This is a genomic window from Xenophilus arseniciresistens, assembly GCF_028023875.1.
GTDB classification, from domain to species: Bacteria; Pseudomonadota; Gammaproteobacteria; order Burkholderiales; family Burkholderiaceae_C; genus Xenophilus; species Xenophilus arseniciresistens.
Map to the genome: position 1 here is coordinate 280,565 of NZ_JAQIPB010000002.1, position 22,362 is coordinate 302,926.

At 69.9% G+C, this 22,362-nt stretch carries 24 protein-coding genes and 1 riboswitch; of the genes, 12 read left to right on the forward strand and 12 right to left on the reverse strand.

Going from position 1 to position 22,362, the window contains the following annotated elements; translation table 11 throughout:
• Positions 1-4: 4 nt before the first annotated feature.
• The 4 genes from PGB34_RS05880 to PGB34_RS05895 form a co-directional block, all read right to left on the reverse strand.
• Positions 5-1,009: a sulfate ABC transporter substrate-binding protein gene (locus tag PGB34_RS05880; protein WP_271427133.1), complete on the reverse strand. Its 1,005-nt coding sequence runs from the start codon at positions 1,007-1,009 to the stop codon at positions 5-7.
• Positions 1,006-1,593, reverse strand: a complete 588-nt coding sequence (locus PGB34_RS05885) for an RBBP9/YdeN family alpha/beta hydrolase (protein ID WP_271427134.1) — start codon at positions 1,591-1,593, stop codon at positions 1,006-1,008. The genes PGB34_RS05880 and PGB34_RS05885 overlap by 4 nt, the downstream gene beginning before the upstream one ends.
• 17 nt (positions 1,594-1,610) lie before the next feature.
• Positions 1,611-2,252 (reverse strand): peroxiredoxin, encoded by a 642-nt coding sequence (locus PGB34_RS05890; RefSeq protein WP_271427135.1) that lies wholly within the window; start codon positions 2,250-2,252, stop codon positions 1,611-1,613.
• Between the two features lie 106 nt (positions 2,253-2,358).
• Positions 2,359-3,279 (reverse strand): LysR family transcriptional regulator, encoded by a 921-nt coding sequence (locus PGB34_RS05895; RefSeq protein WP_271427136.1) that lies wholly within the window; start codon positions 3,277-3,279, stop codon positions 2,359-2,361.
• A 154-nt stretch (positions 3,280-3,433) separates the two neighbouring features.
• Here PGB34_RS05895 and PGB34_RS05900 point away from each other — a divergent pair, with 154 nt between their 5' ends.
• Positions 3,434-4,081 (forward strand): FMN-dependent NADH-azoreductase, encoded by a 648-nt coding sequence (locus tag PGB34_RS05900; RefSeq protein WP_271427137.1) that lies wholly within the window; start codon positions 3,434-3,436, stop codon positions 4,079-4,081.
• Between the two features lie 165 nt (positions 4,082-4,246).
• Here PGB34_RS05900 and PGB34_RS05905 read toward each other — a convergent pair whose 3' ends face one another.
• Positions 4,247-5,575, reverse strand: a complete 1,329-nt coding sequence (locus tag PGB34_RS05905; protein WP_271427138.1) for an NAD(P)/FAD-dependent oxidoreductase — start codon at positions 5,573-5,575, stop codon at positions 4,247-4,249.
• 100 nt (positions 5,576-5,675) lie between these two features.
• Between PGB34_RS05905 and PGB34_RS05910 the strand changes: the two genes are divergently transcribed.
• Positions 5,676-7,421, forward strand: a complete 1,746-nt coding sequence (locus tag PGB34_RS05910) for a hypothetical protein (protein ID WP_271427139.1) — start codon at positions 5,676-5,678, stop codon at positions 7,419-7,421.
• Between the two features lie 9 nt (positions 7,422-7,430).
• Here the strand turns inward: PGB34_RS05910 and PGB34_RS05915 are convergent, their stop codons facing one another.
• Positions 7,431-7,991 (reverse strand): NADPH-dependent FMN reductase, encoded by a 561-nt coding sequence (locus PGB34_RS05915; protein WP_271427140.1) that lies wholly within the window; start codon positions 7,989-7,991, stop codon positions 7,431-7,433.
• A 151-nt stretch (positions 7,992-8,142) separates the two neighbouring features.
• On the opposite strand from PGB34_RS05915, the gene PGB34_RS05920 reads away from it, so the two are divergent.
• On the forward strand, positions 8,143-8,904 hold the full coding sequence (locus PGB34_RS05920) for a tRNA-uridine aminocarboxypropyltransferase (RefSeq protein ID WP_271427141.1): 762 nt from the start codon (positions 8,143-8,145) through the stop codon (positions 8,902-8,904).
• A complete protein-coding gene (locus tag PGB34_RS05925; protein WP_271427142.1) occupies positions 8,901-9,509 on the forward strand; it encodes a DUF938 domain-containing protein in 609 nt (202 codons plus the stop codon). Before PGB34_RS05920 ends, PGB34_RS05925 begins: the two co-directional genes overlap by 4 nt.
• Positions 9,510-9,516: 7 nt before the next feature.
• Here the strand turns inward: PGB34_RS05925 and PGB34_RS05930 are convergent, their stop codons facing one another.
• From PGB34_RS05930 to pdxR, 5 genes are all read right to left on the reverse strand, one after another.
• Positions 9,517-9,720, reverse strand: a complete 204-nt coding sequence (locus PGB34_RS05930) for a hypothetical protein (RefSeq protein ID WP_271427143.1) — start codon at positions 9,718-9,720, stop codon at positions 9,517-9,519.
• Positions 9,721-9,777: 57 nt separating this feature from the next.
• Complete coding sequence (epsC, locus tag PGB34_RS05935) at positions 9,778-10,704, reverse strand: serine O-acetyltransferase EpsC (RefSeq protein ID WP_271427144.1); 927 nt, start codon at positions 10,702-10,704, stop codon at positions 9,778-9,780.
• Between the two features lie 106 nt (positions 10,705-10,810).
• Complete coding sequence (locus tag PGB34_RS05940) at positions 10,811-12,001, reverse strand: YeeE/YedE thiosulfate transporter family protein (RefSeq protein ID WP_271427145.1); 1,191 nt, start codon at positions 11,999-12,001, stop codon at positions 10,811-10,813.
• A 74-nt stretch (positions 12,002-12,075) separates the two neighbouring features.
• Positions 12,076-12,963 (reverse strand): sulfurtransferase, encoded by an 888-nt coding sequence (locus PGB34_RS05945; RefSeq protein WP_271427670.1) that lies wholly within the window; start codon positions 12,961-12,963, stop codon positions 12,076-12,078.
• A 189-nt stretch (positions 12,964-13,152) separates the two neighbouring features.
• A complete protein-coding gene (pdxR, locus tag PGB34_RS05950; RefSeq protein ID WP_408647838.1) occupies positions 13,153-14,703 on the reverse strand; it encodes a MocR-like pyridoxine biosynthesis transcription factor PdxR in 1,551 nt (516 codons plus the stop codon).
• Positions 14,704-14,789: 86 nt separating this feature from the next.
• On the opposite strand from pdxR, the gene PGB34_RS05955 reads away from it, so the two are divergent.
• The 5 genes from PGB34_RS05955 to PGB34_RS05975 all read left to right on the forward strand — a co-directional run bounded on the left by PGB34_RS05955 (position 14,790) and on the right by PGB34_RS05975 (position 18,777).
• The gene (locus PGB34_RS05955) at positions 14,790-15,422 is read left to right on the forward strand and encodes an FMN-binding negative transcriptional regulator (protein WP_271427146.1); all 633 of its coding nucleotides are present in this window, start codon (positions 14,790-14,792) and stop codon (positions 15,420-15,422) included.
• A gap of 28 nt (positions 15,423-15,450) precedes the next feature.
• Positions 15,451-15,804: an antibiotic biosynthesis monooxygenase family protein gene (locus PGB34_RS05960; protein WP_271427147.1), complete on the forward strand. Its 354-nt coding sequence runs from the start codon at positions 15,451-15,453 to the stop codon at positions 15,802-15,804.
• Between the two features lie 64 nt (positions 15,805-15,868).
• The gene (locus PGB34_RS05965; protein ID WP_271427148.1) at positions 15,869-16,144 is read left to right on the forward strand and encodes a ParD-like family protein; all 276 of its coding nucleotides are present in this window, start codon (positions 15,869-15,871) and stop codon (positions 16,142-16,144) included.
• Between the two features lie 3 nt (positions 16,145-16,147).
• On the forward strand, positions 16,148-16,939 hold the full coding sequence (gene map / locus PGB34_RS05970; protein WP_271427149.1) for a type I methionyl aminopeptidase: 792 nt from the start codon (positions 16,148-16,150) through the stop codon (positions 16,937-16,939).
• Positions 16,940-17,079: 140 nt separating this feature from the next.
• On the forward strand, positions 17,080-18,777 hold the full coding sequence (locus PGB34_RS05975; protein ID WP_271427150.1) for a putative bifunctional diguanylate cyclase/phosphodiesterase: 1,698 nt from the start codon (positions 17,080-17,082) through the stop codon (positions 18,775-18,777).
• A 9-nt stretch (positions 18,778-18,786) separates the two neighbouring features.
• Here PGB34_RS05975 and PGB34_RS05980 read toward each other — a convergent pair whose 3' ends face one another.
• On the reverse strand, positions 18,787-19,359 hold the full coding sequence (locus PGB34_RS05980; protein WP_271427151.1) for a TMEM165/GDT1 family protein: 573 nt from the start codon (positions 19,357-19,359) through the stop codon (positions 18,787-18,789).
• A gap of 18 nt (positions 19,360-19,377) precedes the next feature.
• Positions 19,378-19,546, reverse strand: a riboswitch (yybP-ykoY riboswitch).
• 197 nt (positions 19,547-19,743) lie between these two features.
• Here PGB34_RS05980 and PGB34_RS05985 point away from each other — a divergent pair.
• From PGB34_RS05985 to PGB34_RS05995, 3 genes are read left to right on the forward strand one after another with little or no spacing between them, the layout of a single operon-like run.
• Complete coding sequence (locus tag PGB34_RS05985; protein WP_271427152.1) at positions 19,744-20,289, forward strand: hypothetical protein; 546 nt, start codon at positions 19,744-19,746, stop codon at positions 20,287-20,289.
• Between the two features lie 33 nt (positions 20,290-20,322).
• A complete protein-coding gene (locus tag PGB34_RS05990) occupies positions 20,323-20,997 on the forward strand; it encodes a winged helix-turn-helix domain-containing protein (protein WP_271427153.1) in 675 nt (224 codons plus the stop codon).
• Positions 20,994-22,343 (forward strand): ATP-binding protein, encoded by a 1,350-nt coding sequence (locus PGB34_RS05995; RefSeq protein ID WP_271427154.1) that lies wholly within the window; start codon positions 20,994-20,996, stop codon positions 22,341-22,343. The genes PGB34_RS05990 and PGB34_RS05995 overlap by 4 nt, the downstream gene beginning before the upstream one ends.
• Positions 22,344-22,362: the final 19 nt, after the last annotated feature.

Here is a 22,362-nt window from a genome sequence, read left to right on the forward strand (position 1 = left end):
GAAATTACCTTGCGCCGGGCGTGTAGATCTTGTCGAACTGGCCACCGTCGTTGAAGTGCACCTTCTGCGCTTCAGCCAGGCTGCCGAACAGCTCCTGCACCGCGAACAGTTGCAGCGGCTTGAACTGCGCCGCATGCTTCTTGAGCACGGCCGGCGAACGCGGACGCAGCGCATGCTTGGCGGCGATCTCCTGCGCCTCGTCGGTGTAGAGGAAGTCCAGGTAGGCCTTGGCCACCTCGGCCGTGCCCTTCTTGGCCACGGTGCGCTCCACCACGGCCACGGGGTTCTCGGCAATGATGCTGATCGAGGGGTAGACCGCATCGACCTTGCCGGCGCCGAATTCGCGGTCCACCGACAGCGATTCGGATTCGAAGGTCACGAGCACGTCGCCGATGTTGCGCTGCAGGAAGATGGTGGTCGCGTCGCGGCCGCCCTTACCCAGCACGGGCACGTTCTTGAACAGCTTGCCCACGAACTCGGCGGCCTGCGCGTCGGTGCCGCCCTTCTTCTTGATGTAGCCCCAGGCGGCCAGGTAGGTGTAGCGGCCGTTGCCGCCGGTCTTGGGGTTGACCACCACGACCTTCACGTCGGGGCGGACCAGGTCGTCCCAGTCCTTGATGTTCTTGGGATTGCCCTTGCGCACCAGGAAGATGGAGGTGGAAATGGTGGGGGCCGCGTTGTCGGGGAAGCGCTTGGCCCAGTCCTTGGCCACCACGCCGGTGCCGGCCAGGAAGTCGATGTCGGTGGTGGTGTTGAAGGTCACCACGTCGGCGTCCAGCCCGTCGTTGACAGCGCGCGCCTGGGCGCTGGAGCCGCCGTGGGCCTGGTCGATCTTCAGGTCCTTGCCGGTGGTCTTCTTGTAGTGGGCGATGAAGGCCGGGTTGATGTCCTTGTAGAACTCGCGCGCCACGTCATAGGAGGCGTTGAGCAGCGTGGTCTGGGCCATGGCGCCCACGGCCGACAGGGACAGGGCCGCGCCCAGGAGGATGTTCTTGATCTTGAAGTTCATGGCGTCGCCAGGGAAGAGGATGGGTGATTGTTATGGTTTGGAGCGCCCAGCAGGCGGCTGGGCGTGAGGGTCAGCGAATCCAGCAGCGCCAGGCCCAGTGGCCAGTCGCCATGCCCGGACTCTACGTTGATATGGCCGGCCTTGGGCACGCGGACGAATTCACTGCCCCAGGCGCGGGCATAGGCGCCGGCCAGGCGCACGGGGCAATAAGGGTCATCGGTGCTGGCCACCACGATGCTGCGGTAAGGCAGAGGCTGATGGGGCACCGGGGCGAAGTCTGCCAGAGCCGCTCGGCGCTCCGGGTCGGCCGGCGCCACCAGCAGCGCACCGGCGATGCGCGAGGCCGCCTCGGCGCCCAGGTGCGCCGTGGCGATGCAGCCCAGGCTGTGGGCGGCGACGACCACTGGCTCGGGCTGGCTCAGGATCAGCGCCTCCAGCGCCTGGACCCAGGGCTCGCGCCGCGGCGTGACCCAGTCGTCCTGCACCACGCGCACGGCCGACTGCATGCGCTCGGCCCACAGGCTCTGCCAGTGGCCGGGGCCGGAGTCGCGCCAGCCCGGGACGATGACGATGGGGGTGCTCACGGCAAGAAGGCCCGGGCTTACTTGTTGGGCTGCGGCGTGACGCGCAGATAGGGCCGCACGGCGTTCCACCCCTTGGGGAAGCGCTCCTTGAGCTCCGCGGGGTCCTGCAGGCTGGGCACGATCACCACGTCGTCGCCGTCCTTCCAGTCAGCGGGCGTGGCCACCTTGTGGCTGTCGGTCAGCTGCAGCGAATCGACCACGCGCAGCAGCTCGTCGAAGTTGCGGCCCGTGCTGGCCGGGTAGGTCAGGGTGGCGCGGACGGTCTTCTTCGGGTCGATGAAGAACACGCTGCGCACGGTGGCCGTGGCCGAGGCGTTGGGGTGGATCAGGTCGTACAGCTCGGAGACTTTGCGGTCGGCATCGGCCAGGATGGGGAAGTTCACCGTGGTGTTCTGCGTCTCGTTGATGTCGGCTATCCACTGCTGGTGCTTGTCGACCGGGTCGACGCTGATGGCGATGGGCTTGACGCCACGCCTGGCGAATTCGCCGCCCAGGGCGGCCGTGCGGCCCAGCTCGGTGGTGCACACGGGGGTGAAGTCGGCGGGGTGCGAGAACAGGATCACCCAGGAATCGCCGGCCCACTCATGAAAGCGGATCGGACCTTGGGAAGACTCCTGCGTGAAATCGGGGGCGATGTCGCCCAGACGCAAAGTGGCCACCACAGCACTCCTTATTTGTAACAGGAACGCATTGTCCAAGTGGCTCTATCAATCGCAAACGAATATCTCTTTGTTTGAATATGCCCTTGATGGCATATAAGAGGCGTCAGCCCGCCAGCACATGCGGCTCGTCGGCCTGCAGATGTTCGGCCAGGAAGTCCAGCAGGCGCCGCACGGCCGGCACCAGCGCACGGCGGGGCGGATACATCGCATGCACGATGCCGGTGGGCGGCTGCCAGCCCGGCAGCACCTCCACGAGCCGGCCGCTGCGCAGGTCCTCACGGCACAGGTAGTCGGGCAGCATGCCCGCGCCCACGCCGCCCAGGATGGCGAAGCGCAGGGTCGCCAGGTCGTCGGCCAGGTAGCGCGGCGGCGCCGGCACGTACTGGAAGGTGCGTCCTTCGGGGCCATGCAGCGTCATCCCGGCCCGGGCATCGCCGGACGACATGCTCACGGCATCCAGCTTGCCCAGGTCTTCGGGCCCGCGCAGGGCCTGGCGGCGCGCCAGCACCGCGGGCGTGGCCACCAGCAGGCCGCGGCTGATGCCGAAGGTGCGGGCCGCGAGGGTGGCGCTGTCCTCGATCACCGAGCGCACGCGCAGGGCCAGGTCCATGCCCTCTTCCACCGGGTCCACGGGCCGGTTGAGCACCCGCATCTCGATCTGCACGCCCGGGTGCCGGCACAGGAACTGCGGCAGCAGCGGCCCCAGGCTGCTTTGCGCCAGGGTGACGGGGCAGCTGATGCGCACCACGCCATGCGGCTCCTTCTGCACCTGGGCCACGGCCTCCGCGCCGGCCTCGGCCGTGTCGCGCACGCCGATGCAGTGGCGCAGGTAGATCTCGCCGGCCTGGGTCAGCGACAGGCGGCGGGTGCTGCGCTGGAGCAGCTGCACGCCCAGTTGCGATTCCAGCTCCGCCACGCGCCGCGACAGCCTGGATTTGGGGATGCCCAGCGAGCGGCTGGCCGCCGTGAAGCCGCCGCGTTCGGCCACTTCGGCAAAAAAGAGCATGTCGTTGAGGTCGATCATGGGTGGATTGTCCTGTTTCCGGAACACGGCGTCCTTATTTTGCAGACTTCTCGCGCATTGGTGCGATCCATAGACTTGCTCTCATCGGCCGACGCGCTTGGCGGCCCCTGCATCCACCCCCCCTTTTTTCTTGCGCACCCACAAGGAACATCCCATGAAACTCCTTCACGTCGACTCCAGCGTCCTGGGCACCCAGTCCGTCTCCCGCCTGCTCACGGCCGAAACCGTGGCCCAGTGGCAGGCCAACCACCCCGGCACGACGGTGGAGCACCTGGACCTGGCCGTGGACGCGCCCAACCATTTCGACGCCAATGCACTGGGCATCAAGACCGGCCAGCCGGAACGGCCCACCGAAGCGCAGAAGCGCGAGAACGCCGTGTCGGAGCGCCTGGTCAGCCAGTTCCTGGCCGCAGACGTGATCGTGGTCGGCGCACCGCTGTACAACTTCAGCGTGCCCAGCCAGCTCAAGGCCTGGATCGACCGCCTGGCCCAGGCCGGCCGCACCTTCAAGTACACCGACAAGGGCGCGGTGGGCCTGGCCGGCGGCAAGACCGTGATCGTGGCCTCCAGCCGCGGCGGCATCTATTCCACCAGCGAAGGCGGCCAGGCCGCCGAGCACCAGGAGAGCTACCTCCAGGTGGTGTTCGGCTTCTTCGGCATCACCGACGTGCGCTTCGTGCGCGCCGAAGGCCTGGCCATGGGCGAAGCCGCCCGGGCCGCGGCGCTGGAATCGGCCCGCGCCGACATCCGCGCCGTGACGGCCGAAGCCGCCAACCAGGCGCAGGCCCAGCAGGCCGCCTGATCGGCAGTTGCGCCTTCGCCATGAAAAAGGGCCCCCACGCTCCCCCGCTTCGCGTGGTCCGCTGCCCCCCGAGGGGGGCTTTTCATCTTGGGGCGGCCCGGCGATGAAAAAACGCCGGGCATGCCCGGCGTTTTGTTTTTTCAGCGGCGCCGGTCGAAAGCCCGGTCACGTGCCTTTCTGGATCGTCTCGCCGCGCAGCGGCCCGTAGTCGCGGATGTTGTCGCGGTGGCGCTTCCAGCCTTCGTAGGTGCGACGCGGGTACATCACCGAGACGAAGTAGTAGATGGCCTTGAACATCCACAGCGAGCGCCGGTACGCGCCGCCATGGTGGATGTCGGCCGCCAGCAGCGACATCAGCCCCTGCTTGACCTTGAACACGTTGCGCGGGTGCATGAACATGTCGCGGATGGTCGGGTTGGTCACGCGGTAGATGAACCACGAGTAGTCGCGCGGGCCCACGCGCATGCGCTTTTCGAGCGCGCGGCGCGCGGCCGGCAGCGCGGCCGGCTTGTCCAGCGCCGTGGCCACCAGTTCGGCGCCGTCGAAGCCGCTTTGCATGGCCAGGAACACGCCCGAGGAGAACATCGGGTCGATGAAGGTGAAGGCGTCGCCCACCATCAGGTAGCGCTCGCCCGTCGCGTGCGTGCTGCTGTAGGAGAAGTTGCCCGTGGCATGCACGGCGTCGTCCACCAGCTCGGCGTCCTTGAGCCGGTCGTGCAGTTCGGGGCACAGCGCGATGGTGTCGAAGAAGTACTCCTTGAGCGGCTTGTCGCGCGCCTTCAGGTAGTAGGCCCAGCACACCGCGCCCACGCTGGTGGTGCCGTCGGCCAGCGGGATGAACCAGAACCAACCGTGCTCGAACCAGCAGATGCTGATGTTGCCTTCGCGCTTGCCCTCGAGCCGGCGCGCATTCCTGAAGTGGCCGAAAAGTGCCGTGCTGTTGTGGTCGGGGTTCTTCTTCTTGGCCTTGAACTTATTGGCCAGCACCGTGTCGCGCCCGCTCGCATCGACCACGAAGCGCGCGCGCCACTGGCGCGTGCTGCCATCTTCCAGCCGCGCCTGCACCGTGGCGCCGCCGTCGTCGAAGTCCACCTGGCGCACCTGCGCGCCCTCGAGCGTCACGGCCCCCTGCCTGGCCGCGTTGCGGAACAGCAGTTCGTCCAGCTCCGAGCGGCGCACCTGCCAGGCCGAACCCTTGCTCGGGTCCCAGCCCTCGGCAAAGTCCACATAGGTGCGGTAGGGCAGATCGGGCGGCACGAACTCGATGCCGTACTTGGGCATGCCGATGCGGTCCACCTCCTCGCGCACGCCCAGCTTTTCGAACAGCTCCACGTTGCCGGGCAGCAGCGATTCACCGATGTGAAAGCGCGGGTGATGCTCCTTCTCCAGCATCACCACCTGACGCCCCTGCCGGGCCAGCAGCGTGGAAATGGTGGAGCCCGCCGGGCCGCCGCCGATCACCAGCACATCGCATGGCTGCTGCACTTCTTCCATGGGCACGCACTCCTGAAATCAAAAGCTGACAGAGCCCGCATTCTGCCCAAGCGCGGCGCTGCGGGCGGGGCCGCCACCGGCGCTGGGCACAATGCCCGCCATGTTCCGTTGTGCGCGTCCGTTTCCGGGGCTCCGGCCATGGCTGGCCGGCCTGCTGCTGGCCCTGCTGGCGCCCGTGGCCGCTGCGCACACCGCGCTTCAAACCGTCAGTGACCCCGCCACCTTGCAGGCCCTGGAAGCCGCCGGCCTGGGCCTGGGCCGCTGGTTCGATGCACCGGCCGGCCAGGGCGGGCTCAACAGCACCGCCGAGCTTGCGCGCCAGCCGCAGTGGGCCGCGCTGCGCACGCCGCTGGCACGCAGCATCGGCGCCATCGCCCGCGCGGACCCGCAAGCCGGCGTGGGCATCGCACGCTACAGCCATCGGCTCTTCGATCTGCGCTGGCTGGACAGCCCGCATGCCTTCTTCGAACTGGTGGGCGTGGTCAACCGGCTGGACCGCGCGCCCTTTCATGCGGGCCACTGCGGCGAGACGCGGCTGATCTACAGGCTGGCCTATCGCACCGAGGCCATGCGCTCGCGCCTGCCCATGACCGTGAGCGTGGAACTGCGCGCCGAGCCGCCCGACGCCCAGGGCCGCTGCGCCGCCGCAGCGCAGCGCTGGCTGCCGCCGCATGAGGCCGGCGCGGGGCCGGCGCTGGCGCGCTGGCTGATGTCCGACGCGGGCGCCCTCGCCCCGGCGCGGCTGGGCCGCGAAGAGCTGGCGCAGATCGCCATCAACCTGCAGAGCGTGCGCTGGCCCTCGGGCGTGCGGCCCGACCTGGGCGGCCATGCCGAATACATCCTGCGCGCCTGGCGCTGGAACGCCGCGGCGGGCCGCTATGAAGCCGGCCCGCTGGAGAACACGCCCGATGTGGCCCGCCTGCGCCGCGATGCCGCGCTGCGCGCCGATCTGCAGCGCTGGCTGCAGCAGCCCGCGCAGTTGCAGGCGCTCGATAAAGGCACGCTGAAGCTGCCCGAGCGCTTTCTGGCGCAGGAAGCGCGCTCGGTCACGCCGCGCGGGCTGGAGCGGCTGGCCAATCGCCCCTTCGCGCAGCTCTTGGATGACAGGCAAGCCGAATGGCAGCCCGTGCCGGGCTCGCGCACCCTGGCCTCGCATGCGGCGGTGCTGCGCCGGCTGGACGACCTGAGCTGCGCGGGCTGCCACCAGAGCCGCGCCGTGGCCGGCTTCCACTGGCTGGGCGAAGACACGCCGCGCACCCGCACCTTCACGGCCGGCAATGCCGTGGCGCTGGCGTCATCGCCCCATGCCCTGGAGGAGCTGCCGCGGCGCGCGCGCGTGGCGGCCGCCTGGCTCGAAGGCCGCACGCCGGACTGGTTCCGGCCCCTGGCCGAAGGTGGCGGCGCGCAGGACCAGGAAGGCAGCGCCGGCAGCCTGTGCCAACCCACGCGACTGACAGCCCATGCCGACCCCACGCAGGACCGCGCGCAACGCCTGCCCCGGCTGGCCTGCGGCCCATCGGCGCCGCAGTGCGAGCGCACGGCCGTGGGCTTTCCGGGCGGCATGTGTTCGGCCAGTTGCACGCCGGGCGCGGGCGATACGCCCGAAGGCGCCACCTGCGGCCAGATCGCAGTGCTCGACGATTTCAACCAATGCCTGGCCGAGCGCCGCCCCTTTGCGCAATGCCTGAAGCACACGCGCCCCGGCCTGCTGCGCAGCTGCTCGGCCAGCCGTGCCTGCCGCGACGACTACATCTGCGCGCGCAGCGATGAAGACGCGAGCGAAGGGCATGGCGCCTGCATGCCGCCCTATTTTCTGTTCCAGATGCGCGTGGATGGGCACCCGTGAGGGCGCTGCTCAGAACGCGGCGTGCGTCTTGACCCAGGCCACGTAGCGGTCCACCCAGCTCTGCAGGAATTTCCTGCTGCCTTCGTTGCCGATGTGGCCCTTGTCGTCGAACAGGTCGTCCTTGGCCTGGATGAAGGCCTCGGGCTGGCCCAGCGTGGGCACGTCCAGATAGGCCAGCACATTGCGAAGATGCTGCTGCGCCAGTGCGGTGCCGATGGCGCCCACCGACACGCCGATCACGCCCGCGGGCTTGCCGCCCCACGCACTCTGGCCATAGGGCCTGGAGCCCTGGTCCAGCGCGTTCTTGAGCACGCCGGGGATGGACCGGTTGTATTCGGGCGTGACGAAAAGCAGGCCCTGTGCAGCCGCGATGCGGCTCTTGAAAGTCTGCACCTCCGCCGGCTGCTTGCCGTCCAGATCCTGGTTGTACAGCGGCAGCGTGTCGATGCGCACATGCTCGAAAGTGAACTCGGGCGGCGCCAGGTGCGCCAGGGCCAGCGCAAGCTTGCGGTTGAACGAATCGGCGCGGATGCTGCCCACGACGACGGCGATCTGGTACTGGTTGCTCATGCGGATGACTCCTCGGTTCGGATGGACCCCACGGTGCCCGCGCCGGCAGGGCGCATGGCGTGCAGGACGAGGGACCACTATGGCACAGGCAGGTTTCGCAGGCGCTTTCCGGGCCACGCAAAGCCCGGCCGGCCGGGCCGACAATGCGCCGATGCCCCACGCCGTCTCCCGTCTGCGCGCCGCGCGTCTTGCGCGCAGCGCCAAACCCTTTCTGGCCCGCGGCGGCTTCAAGCGCGAGCGCTGCGAGGGCTGCCGGCTGCTGCCCAGCCACTGCCTGTGCGCGCTGCGCCCCGTGCTGAACACGCGCGCCGGCGTGTGCCTGCTGATGGCCGACATCGAGCCCCTGAAGCCCACCAACACCGGCTGGCTGGTTGCCGATGTGGTGCCGGACACCTTCGCCTTCGGCTGGGCGCGCACCGAAGTCGACCCCGCCCTGCTGGCGCTGCTGGCCGACCCGCAGTGGCAGCCCTACGTGGTGTTCCCGGAGCAATATGTGGAAGCCGGGCACACGGTGGTGCACGAAGTTCAGCCGGCCACAGACAGTGGCAGCGCCAGGCGCCCGCTGTTCGTCCTGCTCGACGCGACCTGGACCGAAGCGCGCAAGATGTTCAGGCGCAGCCCCTACCTCGACGCATTCCCGGTGCTGAGCCTGCAGCCGCAGCAGCTCTCTCGCTACCAGCTGCGCCGCTCCGTCCGCGAAGGGCAGCTGTGCACCAGCGAAGTCACAAGCCTGTGCCTGGAACTGGCTGGCGACACCCTTGCCGCGCAGACGCTGGAGGCCTATCTGGCGGTGTTCACGCACCACTACTTGCGCGCGAAGAACCAGCAGCCGGTGCAGTGGGAAGGGGATGCGCACCGGCGGTTGCGGGAGATGCGTGCAGCGATGACCAGCCCTGCTACCGTCGCGCCATGAACCTGCCCACCAGCCCCGCCGCCGAACGCAACAAGCAACCCATCCTCGAAGCGCTGCTCGGCGTGCTGGGGCCGCAAGGTACGGCGCTGGAGATCGCCTCGGGAACGGGCGAGCATGTGGTGTGGTTCGCGGGCGCCATGCCCGGCTGGCAGTGGCAGCCGACGGAGGGCGATGAGAGGCTGCTGCCCGTGATCGACGCGCGCATTCGCCACAACGGTCTGGGCAATGTGCAGGCGCCCGTGCTGCTGGACGTGACGGCCACCCCCTGGCCGCTGGCCGCGCACGGCTTCGACGCGATCTTCTGCGCCAACATGCTGCACATCTCGCCCTGGGCCAGCTGCGCGGCGCTGATGGACGGTGCCGCGCGCCATCTGCGACCCGGCGGGCGGCTGATCACCTACGGGCCCTACTTCGATGACGAGATGCCGACGGCGCCCAGCAACCTGGCTTTCGATGCAGACCTGAAGGCCCGCAACCCGGCCTGGGGCATTCGCCGGCTCGATGCGGTGGCGCGGGAAGCTGCGCGCGCAGGCCTGGCGCTGCTGGGCAGGCAAGGCATGCCGGCCAACAACCTGCTGCTGGTCTTTGGCTCGGCCGAGCCTTGAAGAAAAGCTAGCTCGATCCCAGCAGCGGGGGCCGCGTGAGGTCTTTGTCGATGCCCATGACCTCGCTCGCACGTTCAACGGCCTGCCACAGGGACGCGGGCATCTTCAGGATCTCTTCGGGCGAGCCCGACTGCGCGATCCAGGCACCGATCTGGCGGTGCTGGTCGGCGGTGAGCAGGTCCAGGTGCAGCATCTCGTCGATGGTCTTCATGTGTCTGGCGCCTGCGCCCATCCAGTCATTCATCGTCATGGCAGCGGCGGGCCGCGATCAGCAATCACCGGGCCGCTGGCCCTTGGCCTTCTGCAGGCTGGCTTGAGTGACGGCAGCGCCGGGCGGCACGTCGTCGGTGATCCACACGTTGCCGCCGATGGTGGCGCCCTGCCCCAGGGTCACGCGCCCCAGGATGGTGGCGCCGGCATAGATCACCACGTCGTCCTCCACCACGGGGTGGCGCGCCAGCCCCTTCTGCAGGTTGCCTTCAGGGTCGGTGGGGAAGCGCTTGGCGCCCAGCGTCACCTGCTGGTACAGGCGCACGCGCTGGCCGATCACGGCGGTCTCGCCGATCACGATGCCGGTGCCGTGGTCCATGAAGAAGCCCGGGCCGATGGTGGCGCCGGGGTGGATGTCGATGCCGGTCTGGCTGTGCGCGCGCTCGGTCACCATGCGCGCCAGCAAGGTCAGGCCCAGCTGGTACAGCGGGTGCGCGATGCGGTGGTGGATCATGGCACTCACGCCCGGGTAGCACAGCAGCACCTCGTCGACGCTGCGCGCGGCCGGATCGCCCTGGAAGGCGGCCATCACGTCGCTGTCCAGGATGCGGCGGATGGCTGGCAACTGCGTGGCGAAATCGCGGACCTTGGCAGCGGCCCGGGCCGACAGCTCGGCCAGGCTTTCATCTTCGCCCAGCTGGCGTTGCGCGTGGCGCAGCTCCAGCGTGGCCTGGCCGTGCAGCTGGCGCAGCGCCGTGTCCAGCGTGTGGGCCACGTACAGGTCCTCGCTGTCCTGCAGCAGGTCTTCGGGGCCCAGGCGCAGCGGGAACAGCGCGCCGGTCAGCGCCTCCACCACCTCGGACATGATCTGCCGCGAAGGCAGCTCGCGCTCGCCACCGGTCTGCGTGCGCTGCTGGGCGTCGCGCCATTCGTGTCGCGCCGCCTGCAGGCCGCGCACGATGTCATCGATGGGGAATTGGCTCATGGGGCAGTCCTGCGTGCTTCTTTCTGGTCGCTCAAGGCGCAGGATCGTACCGCCTCGGCGCAGGCGCCGCCGGGGCTTGAGGGCGATGGCCGCAATGACAGTGGGCTCAGTCCGTCAGGTGCAAGCTCCTCTTGATCCGCAGCCCGGCCCACACGGCCAGGAACATCGCCGCCGCGAAGACCCAGCCCGACAGCGCGCCGGCCGAGATGCCCGACAGCAGCGTGCCCACGGTGCAGCCCAGTCCGGTCATGGCGCCCCAGCCCAGCAGCAGGCCGCCGCCCAGCCCGCGCGCCGCATCACGCACGGTGGGCCGTACCCAGCGCCATTGCCGGCTGGCCAGCGCACCGATGAACGCGCCCGAGACGATGCCCGCCAGCAGCAGCGCATGCGGCGTGAGCCAGTGGCTGCCCGGCAATGTGGCGCAGCCGGCAAAGCCGTCCAGACCGTTGAGCCGCTCGGGCACCCAGCCCTGGCTTTGCGCACCCGCGCGCGCCGCGCTGCCCAGGGTGGTGGTCACCCCCAGCGGCCGCATGCGCACGATGGCCAGCGCCACGACCAGGCCCACGCCCAGGCCGCCCACCCAGCAGGGCCAGCGACCCTGCCACAGCCCGCGCCAGACCTGCGCGAGCGATGGCACATGGCGGGGTTTGGCAGGCCCGGCCGGAGAGGACTCGCTGGCAAAGCCGCGCCACAGCCAGGCCGCAATGGCCGCCAGCACGCCCAGCTGCAATGCCAGCGCGCCGCCATGGCCCAGGTGCGCGGGCAGCCAGACCACGGGCGCGTCGGCCACGGCCAGGCTGTACAGCGGGTTCCAGCTGATGAAGCCCAGCACGAAGCCGCCTGCCACACCCGCCAGCGCAAAGGGCGAAGCCGGCGAGCCTTCGGCCAGCCGATACCAGTGCGCGCTGATGCACGAGCCGGAAACGACCATGCCCGCACCAAAGGCCAGGCCTGCCAGCACCAGCACCCAGCTCACGGGCCCGATGTGCAGATCGGGCGGCAACTGGCCGGGCTGCGGCACGGCCACCCAGCTGCCCACGATCACGGTGTGGCCCACCAGCCCCACAGCCAGCGCCAGCACAACGGCCAGCAGCCCGCGCGGGTTGCCGCCTTCGAACCAGTCGCGCGCGTGGCAATAGAAGCAGAAGCGCGTGCGCTGCAACAGCAGGCCCAGCACCGTGCCTGCCGCCAGCGCAAAGGCCAGCGTGCGGCCGCCGGGCAGCGGCGCGAGGGCATGGCCGGCCACCGGCAGCACCGCCAGCCAGGCCAATGCAATGAATGTGGAGATAGATGGCATAGACAAAAAAAGACCCGCACGCGGCGGGCCGAACAGAGACACCCTCACCCAAATATTTCAGTGGCCTGCGCTTCCTACCTGGCCGCCCAGACCGTCCCGGCCGGGTTGCTGATGGGCACGCCCACCGCATTGCCGTATTCGGTCCAGGAGCCGTCGTAGTTCTTCACCTCATAGCCCAGGATCTTGCTCAGCGCGAACCAGGTGTGGCTGGAGCGCTCGCCGATGCGGCAATAGGTGATGACCGGCCTACTGCCGTCCACGCCCGCCGCCGCATAGAGCTTCCTGAGTTCGTCGGCCGACTTGAAGGTCCCGTCCTCCTTGACCGCCTGGCCCCAGGCCACGTTGGCCGCGCCCGGGATGTGACCGGCGCGGATCGCCAGCTCGGGCACGCCCGAGGGCGCAAAGACCTTGCCCGAGAACTCGTCGGCCGAGCGGATGTCCAGCAGCTTGTGATTGCTCTTGCCCTCGGCCGCGGCCAGCGCGTCGGGCAGGCGCGCACGCAGTGCCGTGTTCACGGTGCCCACGCGATAGGTGGTGGCCGCGTACTCGGGCGCGCGGTTGTTCAGCGGGCGGCCTTCCGCCTCCCACTTCCTGCGCCCGCCGTCCAGCAGCTTGACGTTCTTCACGCCATAGATGTCGAACACCCATGCGCCCCAGGCCGCGAACCAGTTGTTGGTGTCGCCATAGAGCACCACCGTGGTGTCGGCCCCCACGCCTGCCTTCGAGAGCAGCTTCTCGAAGTCTTCCCTGCCCACGATGTCGCGGCGCACCCTGTCGTTCAGCTCGGTGTGCCAAGAGAAGTTCACGGCGCCGGGCACGTGGGCGCGCTCATACAGGCCCGGATTGACACTGACCTCGATCACCCGCACCTGGCGGTTGTCCAGGTTCTGTGCGAGCCAGTCGGTGGTGACCAGCGGGCCCGCAGGAATGTCGGTCGCGCCAGACGCCGCCCCGCACAGCATCACGCCCAGGCCCAGCACAGCGAGGCTCTGGCGCCAGCGGATGCGCGGCGCGGCGGGGTTTGCGGCTTCAGTGTTCATCCTCGTCCTCTTCCTTTCGAGTGCTGGTTTTTTGCCCGCACGCCAGTGCGCGGGCCGGGATGAAATCTACGCAACCGAGCGCGAAGGACCAACCAATAAGAACTGGTTTGCTTATCGCCAAGTTGTCCGACGCCGGCCGCCGCGCCACCGGCCGCGCCCGGCCATCACGGCGCCCAGCAGGCGCATGCCTTCGTCGATCTGGGCCGGCGAGAGGCTGGCATAGCCCACCACCAGGCCGGCCGGCCGGGCCGTGGCCTTCGCCGTCGCTGGTGGCGGCGCATACAGCGGCGACAGCGGATACACCCCCACGCCGGCCTGCCGCGCTGCAGCCACCAGTGCCGCCTCCGCGGCCTGCGGCACGTCGGGCAGCCACAGCACCACGTGCAGGCCCGCGGAGCTGCCGCTCACCGTGGCGCCCGGGGGCAGGTGCCGCGCAACGGCCTCGAGCAATGCAGCGCGGCGGCGCTCGTTCTCGCGCCGCACGCGCCGCACATGGCGCTCATAGGCGCCGCTGTCGATCAGCGTGGCCAGTGCGCGCTGCTCCAGCACGGGTGCGTGGCGGTCCGTCAGCCGCTTGGCCTGCCTGAAGGCGGCCACCAGGCACTGCGGAAGCACCAGATAGCCCAGGCGCAGCTGCGGCGACAGCGCCTTGGAAAAAGTGCCCACGTAGATCACGCGCCCCTGCGTGTCGATGGCCTGCAACGGCTCGATGGGGCGCTGCCCGTAGCGGAACTCGCCGTCGTAGTCGTCCTCCACGATCCAGGCCTGCTCGCGCTGCGCCCATTGCAGCAGCGCCACGCGCCGATGGATGGGCAGCACGCCGCCCCAAGGGAACTGGTGCGAGGGCGTGACATACGCCAGCCGCGCGCCCGCGCCGCGCGGCAGCGCATCGGTCTGCAGGCCCTGCGCGTCCACCGGAACGGCCAGGCACTGCGCGCCCGTGGCTTCGAAGCAGCGGCGCGCCATCAGGTAGCCGGGGTCTTCGAAGACGAAGCTGTCGCCGGCCTGCAGCAGCAGGCGTGCGCACAGGTCGATGGCCTGCTGCGAGCCATGCACGACCACCACCTGATCCGCATCGCACGCCAGCCCGCGCGCACGCCCCAAATAGCCCTGCAGCGCGCGGCGCAGCGCCAGCTCGCCTTCGGCGGGCGCGTAGCCAAGGCTGGCATGGCCCTGCAGCAGCGCCGCCTGGTAGGCGCGCCGCCAGGGCAGCACCGGAAAGTCACGCGCGGCCACCGCGCCATAGAGGAAATCGAAGCGCACGGGCTCGGCAGGTGCCGGTGCCGGCTGGCTGCCGGCCAGCAAGCGCTCGCCGAAGGCCGACAGCCGTGGCGCCACGGAGCTGGCCTGCATGCGCGCGGGCCGGCCGCGCAGCACGCCTGCCGGGCGTGGCGGGCCGGCGATGCGCGCGGCTCGCCCCGGCGAAGTGAGCAAAAAGCCCTCGGCCGCCAGTTGCTCGTAGGCGGCCGTCACGGTGGTGCGCGACACGCCCAGCTCGGCCGCCAGCGCACGCGTGGAAGGTGCGCGCGCGCCGCTCGCCAGCCGGCCCTCCTCGATCTGGCTGCGCAGCAGGTCATAGATGCGCCGGCCCACGCCACCGGCACCCTCTGCAGGGTTTGCGCGGGTGCGGGAAGCCGCTGCAGGCGGCTGAAACTGGCCCACTCGAATTCTCCAGAACTGGACCTTCTCATTGTGCCGGTTCAAGACGACAGTGGCGACTTGTGCTGCCCTGACCTGCCCCTTTCACGATGTACACCCCCGCGCACTTCGCCGAAACCCGACCCGAGGCCCTGGCCCGGATCATTCATGAGCACCCGCTGGGCATGCTGGTGCACGCGCACGATGGCCGCTTCGACGCCGACCACATCCCCTTCGAGTTTGACCCCGACGAAGGCCCGCACGGCAGGCTGCGCGCCCATGTGGCGCGCGCCAACGCGCTGTGGCAGCGCTGCCCCACGGGCACGCCAGTGATGGCCGTGTTCCGCGGCGCGCAGGCCTATGTCTCGCCCAGCTGGTACCCGAGCAAGCAGCAGACCCACCGGCTGGTGCCCACCTGGAACTACGAGGTGGTGCATGCGCACGGCCTGCTGAGCGTGCACGACGACGAGCGCTTCGTGCGCCGCATCGTCGCGCGACTGACGCGCCGGCACGAGGCCGGCGAAGCGCGCCCCTGGAAGATGGGCGATTCGGCGCCCGAGTTCATCGACGAGTTGCTCAGGCACATCGTCGGCATCGAGATTGCCGTCACCTCGCTGGAGGGCAAGCGCAAGCTGAGCCAGAACCGCGAACCGCAGGACCGCCTTGCCGCCGCCGACACCCTGGCCGCGCGCGAGCACCCCGAACTGGCCCAGGCCATGCGTGAGGCCGGCCCCGGTGCCTGAGCAGCTTCCCCTTTCCTGTCACCGCACGATGTACAGCAGCACCTTCACCTTCGCCAAGCGCGAGTTCGACGACGCCTTCCATGCGCTGGACCAGACCATCGCGCAGGTCGCCCAATCCATCCCAGGCTACCTCGGCGAAGAAAGCTGGGAGAACCCGGCCCAGGGCCTGATCTGCAACGTGTACTACTGGCGCACGCGCGAGGCGCTCGAAGCGCTGATGCAGCATCCCGTGCATCGCGCTGCCAAGCAGCAGCAGGCCCGCTGGCTCAAGGGCTACCACGTGGTGATCGCGCAGGTGACGGGCTCTTATGGCGATGGTGGCATCGCGCATCCGCTGACGGCGCCTGGCGTGGGCGCGGGTGCCGCCGGCCCGGCGCCATGAGCTTCGACACGGCGGCCTCGTCGATATATGATTCGTTTATGTTTCATATATTTCCTGAACGGCCATGGGCATCGTCAAGATCTCGGACCTGATGCACGAGAACCTTCGCGTGGCGGGCAACGCGATGAGCCGGTCGATCAATGCGCAGGCCGAACACTGGATGCGCGTGGGCATGCTGGCCGAGCTGCATCCCGAGCTGGACCATCGCGAGATTGCGCAGATGCTGGTGCGCGCCGAGCTGGCCGGCGGGCTGGACATCGCAGCCACCGTGGCCGCACCCGCGCCAGCAGCAGCATCGGCCGCCAGGGGCCGGCGCACGCCTGCCGCTGGCAGGCACTGAGCCATGGCGCACGCGGTTCCCCTCCGGGGCCCGGCCGAGCTTGCGCAGGCGCGCCGGGCCGCCCAACTCGCAGCCGAGGTGCTGCACATCGTGGCGCCGCATGTGCGACCCGGCGTGAGCACCGACGCGCTGGATGCCATCTGCCACGACCACATCGTGAACGTGCAGCGCGCCATTCCGGCCAACCTGGGCTATCAGGGCTTCCCCAAGACCGTGCTCACCTCGGTCAACCAGGTGGTCTGCCACGGCATCCCTTCGCCCGAGAAGATCCTCAAGGACGGCGACATCGTCAACATCGACGTGGCCGTGCAGCATGAAGGCTGGTTCGGCGACACCAGCCGCATGTTCTTCGTCGGCAAGCCCGGCGTGCTTGCACGACGGCTGGTGCGCGCCACCTACGACGCGATGGCCGCGGGCATCCGCCAGGTGCGCCCCGACGCCACTTTGGGCGACGTGGGCCATGCGATCCAGGCCGTGGCGCAGCGCGAGGGTTTCAGCGTGGTGCGCGACTACTGCGGCCATGGCATCGGCCAGATCTACCACGACGAGCCCCAGGTGCTGCACTTCGGCCGCCGCGGCGAAGGCCTGAAGCTGGAGCCGGGCATGGTCTTCACCATCGAGCCCATGCTCAACGCCGGCAGGCGCGAAACGCGCGAGCTGGCCGACGGCTGGACCGTGGTGACCCGGGACCGCTCGCTCTCGGCCCAGTGGGAGCACATGGTGGCGGTCACCGACCAGGGCTTCGAAGTGCTCACAGCCTGGCCCGAGGGCACGGGCGAGTACGCGCCGATTTGAGGACTCCCCCACGGGCTGCGGCGGTCCGCGGCCAGCATGCAGGCCACCGCCCTGATGCTGCGGCGGCCTACAAACCGGCGCCAAACCCGCTCCCTAGAATGGTCAGTACTTGCTCGCCTCCCAGCAAATCCTGGCCCTTGATGCCCGACGCCCCTGCCCTTTCGCCTGCCCGCCTTGTCGACTGCCTGCCCCAGGCCGTCTTTGTCTGTGACGACAGCGGCGTCTACCTGCAGGCCAACCCCGCCTACGAGCGGCTCACGGGCTTCGCGCAATCCGAACTCCTGGGCCAGGCCATGCTCGCGCGCCTGCACCATGGCGCCGTCCTGCCGGCGGTGGGCGAAGCCACCCTGTGGAGCCGGGCGCTGTGCCGCCATCGCGACGGACGGGCCCTGCCCGTCCAGCTCTCGGTCACGCGGCTGCCCGCGGGCGCGGACGATCGGCACCTGTACCTGGGCACGGCGATGCCGGAGGCCTCGCACGACAGCGGCCAGCAGGGCCCGCCGTGGCACCAGGGCTTTCACGACGCCTGGACGCAGCTGCCCAATGCCACCTGGCTGCGCGAGCGCATCGCGCTGAAGCTGCAGGCCGCGCGGCCACGCGGGGGCGCCTGCACGCTGCTGGCGCTGGAAATCGACCAGATGGTGCGGCTGCGCGACTCGCTGGGCGACGAGCGGGTGGGCGAAGTGCTGCAGTTGTGCGGCCATCGCCTGCGCGCCGTCATCGGGCCCGACGCGCCGCTGGCCACGCTGGGTGGCGGCGTGTTCGCCTGCCTGCTCGAAGGCGACACGGCCCAGGCCGATGCCATCGTGGCGGCCGTGCAGCGTGCGATCTCGATGCCGGTGGAAGGCAGCGAACGGCCGCTGCGGCTGACGGCCAGCCTGGGCGCCGTGGTGGCGCTGCCCGAGGCACCCATGCCCGAAGCCGCCGAGCTGGTGCATCGCGCCCGCGTGGCGCTCAACGTCGCACGCACGGCCGGGGGCGCCCAGGCGCGCTGGTTCACGCAGGCCATGCAGGCCCAGGCGCAGGACCGGCTGCAGCTCGAAGGCAGGCTGCGCGAGGCGCTGGAGCAGAACCAGTTCAGCCTGGTCTTCCAGCCCCAGCTCCACCTGGCCAGCGGCAAGGTTCAGCACATGGAGGCCCTGCTGCGCTGGGAATGCCCGGGCGTGGGCTTCATCGGCCCGCAGATATTCATTCCGGTGGCCGAAGACCTGGGGCTGATCGGGCGCATCGGCGAATGGGTGATGCGCGAGGCCTGCCGCGAGGTGGGCCGGCTCAAGCGGCTGCTGGCCGCGCGCGGCCAGCCCGTGCCGCGGGTGGCGGTCAATGTGTCGGCGCACCAGTTGCTGGACGCCAAGCTCGTGCCCATGGTGCAAAGCGCACTGGCCGAAGCCGGGCTCGGCCCCGAGTCGCTCGAGATCGAGATCACCGAAAGCATCTTCCTGAACGATGCGGAACGCGCACTGGCCACGCTGGAGGAGCTGCGCGCGCTGGGCATCGAGCTGGCCATCGACGACTTCGGCACCGGCTACTCGAGCTTTTCGTACCTCACCCAGTTTCCCTTCGACCGGCTCAAGATCGACCGCTCGCTGATCATGAACATCGACCAGCCGGGCAAGGGCCATGCCATCGTCTCGGCCATCATCGCGCTGGCCCATGCGCTGGGCATGCGCGTGACGGCCGAGGGCATGGAAACGCCGGCCCAGGCCCATGCGCTGCAGGCCCTGCACTGCGACGACATCCAGGGCTACGGCTTCTCGCGGCCCCTGCGCCCGGTGGCGCTCGAAAAGCTGCTGCTGGCCCGGCCCGCCTTCGCGGCGGCCGAGCGTTCCGTGGCCTGAAGCCGCTGATCAGAACAAGCGCCCCACGTTGAACAGCGTGAGCAGGCCCAGCACGCCGAAGATGATGGCGGCCACGGCATGCACCACGCGCATCGACACCTTCTGCGCGATCTTGCCGCCCAGGAACACGGCCGGCACGTTGGCCAGCATCATGCCCAGCGTCGTGCCGATCACCACCTGCACCACCTGCGCATAGCGCGCAGCCAGCGCCACGGTGGCGATCTGGGTCTTGTCACCCATCTCGGCCAGGAAGAAGGCGATCACCGTGGTGCCGAACACGCCGAAGCGCGAGCGCTGGGCCAGGTCCTCGTCGTCGATCTTGTCGGGGATCAGCATCCATCCGGCCATGGCCAGGAAGGAAATGCCGATGACCCAGCGCAGCAGGTCCGGGCCCATCACCTGCGCCGCCCAGCCGCCCACGGCACCGGCGGCCGCATGGTTGACGATGGTGGCGACGAAGATGCCGGCCACGATGGGCCAGGGCCGGCGAAAGGCAGCGGCCAGAACGATGGCCAGCAACTGGGTCTTGTCGCCCATTTCACCGAGTGCGACGACGCCGGTGGATACGAGAAAGGCTTCCATGGGGTGGGGAACACGAATGCGGGGCCGGACACAGCAATGACCACACGCCCCCCGGCCCTCACCGGAGGCATGTGGTCAAAGGTCTTGCCAGGCTTCTTGGAAGCTGCGCACGCCATGGCCCGAAGGCCAAGTCTGTTGACGTGTGCCCCTGCGTTGCGCAGGTCAGCTACTCCCCAATGACGGGAGGGGATTCTAAGCAGGTGCGGCGGCCCTCCCCGGAAATTCCCGGGGCCTGCGATCCGTTCGCATTCCAGGCACGCCGGCTTTCCTTTCTTAAGCAAACGATAAGAAGCGCTGCGCATCATTGCCCGCGTGCCGTCCTCCTCATCAAGCGCCATCTCGCCAACGCACGCGCGCGCCGGTGCAGCCGCCGACGCGCATCGCATGCCCGCAGGCGTTGCGGCTGAGCACTGGCCTTTCCATGTCGTCAGGCTCTGGGACCTGCCCTCGCGCCTGACGCCGCCACTGCTGCTGGCCGGGCTGCTGGCCGCATGGGGCACGGGCATCGCGGGTTGGCTTGGCCCGCATCGTGCGCTCGACATCGCCCTGCCCTGGCTGGCCCTGTTCCACCTGTTGTGGCCCTTGTGCGGCCCGCGCCGTTTGCAAGTGCGCCGGCGCCTGCAATCGCCGGGCTGGCACGCATCATTTGCAGCTTGGGCGCCGCGCGCCCTGGGGCCGGGCCGCCTGGCCATGCTGGCGCGCGCGCTGGTGCTTCTGTGCCTGCTGGGCGCAGCGCTCACGGGCAGCCTGGCGGCCATGCCCAGGCTGCACCTGGACCTGGCCCTGGCCGCGCTGGGCCTGCTGCTGGCCCAACTGGCCGGCGCGCTGTGGCAGCACCGCCGCTCGGGCGATGCGCTGCTGCCCGCGCTGCTGAAGGGCCTGGGCACCGGCAGGCTGGACGAAGCCCTGCGTCACGGCAGCGCGCGCTGAAGCTCACGCACGGGCGGCCCGCACAATCCGCGCATGCGAATCCTTCTGGTCGAAGACGACATCCTGCTGGGCGAAGGGCTGGCGGCAGGTCTGGGGCAGCAGGGCTTTCAGGTGGATTGGCTGCAGCATGGCGACGAGGCCGCGCGCGCCTGGCCGCTGCAACCCTATGCGGCCGCCGTGCTGGACGTGGGCCTGCCGGGGCGCGACGGCCTGGCCGTGCTGCGGGGCTGGCGCGAAGCCGGGCAACGCCTGCCCGTGCTGCTGCTGACGGCGCGCGATGCGCTGGCCGAGCGCGTGCGCGGACTCGACAGCGGCGCTGACGACTACGTGCTCAAACCCGTCGACCTGCTGGAGCTGGCGGCGCGACTGCGGGCGCTGGTGCGCCGCGCCCACGGCCAGCCGCAGGAGCAGCTCCAGGCGCAGCAGCTTCTTCTGGATGCGGCCGCGCGCACGGTGCACCACGCGGGCCAGGCCGTGGCGCTCTCGGCGCGCGAGTTCGACCTGCTTCACTTGCTCATGCGCAATGCCGACCGCGTGCTCTCGCGCGAGCAGATCGAGCAGCAGCTCTACAGCTGGGGCCGCGAGGTCGACAGCAATGCCGTGGAAGTGCATGTGCACCACCTGCGGCGCAAGCTGGGCAGCCCTGCGCTGATCCAGACTGTGCGCGGCGTGGGCTATGTGCTGCTCAGGGCAGGGGCACCGCGTTGAGCAGCAGCGCGGGCGGCTCGCTGCAAGCCAGGCTCACGCGGCTTCTGCTGGGCCTGTTCGCCGTGGTCTGGCTGGCGACCACGGTGCTGGCCTGGTTCGACGCGCGACACGAGGTGGAAGAAATTCTCGACAGCCATCTCGCGCAGGCGGCGGCACTGCTGGTCGCGCAACCACCGCACGCGCAGGCCCCGGGAGGCGTGCCGAAGCGCAGCCACACCCCCGTGCTGCACCGCTACGCAGCCAAGACCGCGCTGCAGGTCTGGAGCGGTGAGCGGCTGCTGCTGCGCTCGGCCACCGCGCCCGAACAGGCGCTGGCGCCGCAGGCCGTACCGGGCTTCCAGACCGTGCCGCTGGGCGGACAGCAGTGGCGCGTGTTCGTCACGCCTGGTGGCCTGCCGGGCCAGCAGGTGCAGGTGGGCCAGGCGGTGGCCGCGCGCGACGACGTGCTGTGGGCCATGTGGCGCAGCACCCTGTGGCCCCTGCTGCTGGCCCTGCCGCTGCTGGGCCTGGGCCTGTGGGCCGTGGTGCGCCACGCGCTGCGCCCGTTGAATGCGCTGGGCCAGGCCCTGCATGCGCGCCGGCCCGATGCCCTGCAGCAGCACATTCCCGAAGACAGGCTGCCACGCGAGATGCGCCCGATGGTGCAGGCCCTGAACCAGCTGTTCCTGCGCATCGAAGGTCTTCTGGCCAGCGAACGCCGCTTCACGGCCGATGCCGCGCATGAACTGCGCACGCCCATTGCCGCGATCCGCGCCCATGCCGAAGTGGCGCTGCGCGCCAGCACCGACGTGCAGCGCCAGCAGGCCCTTGAACGCACGCTCGCGGGCTGCGACCGCGCCACGCACCTGGTCACGCAGCTGCTGACCCTGTCCCGGCTGGAAGCCGAGGCTGCGCCGGCCCCGCGCCCGGTGGACCTTGCCGTCATCGCGCGCCAGGTACTGGCCGAGCTGGCGCCGCGGGCGCTGACGCAGGGGCAGCAGCTCTCAATGGAAGCCGTACGACCCTGGCCGCTTCAAGGCGACGAGGCCCTGCTGGCCGTGCTGCTGCGCAACCTGGTCGACAACGCGCTGCAGCACGCCGGCACGGGCGCGCAGATCCAGATCTGCCTGCAGCGGCAAGAAGACGGCGCGATGGTGCTGAGCGTCGAAGACAGCGGCCCGGGCCTGGCAGCCGCCGATCTGGCGCGCCTGGGCGAGCGCTTCTTCCGTCCCGCCGGCACGCGCGCCAGCGGAAGCGGCCTGGGCTGGTCCATTGCCAGCCGCATCGCGCAGGCCCACGGCCTGGGGCTCAGCGCACGGAGTTCGGCGCGGCTGGGAGGTTTGTGCGCGCGGCTGGAGGACCGTTGAACGCGGCGACCTCCCTTCG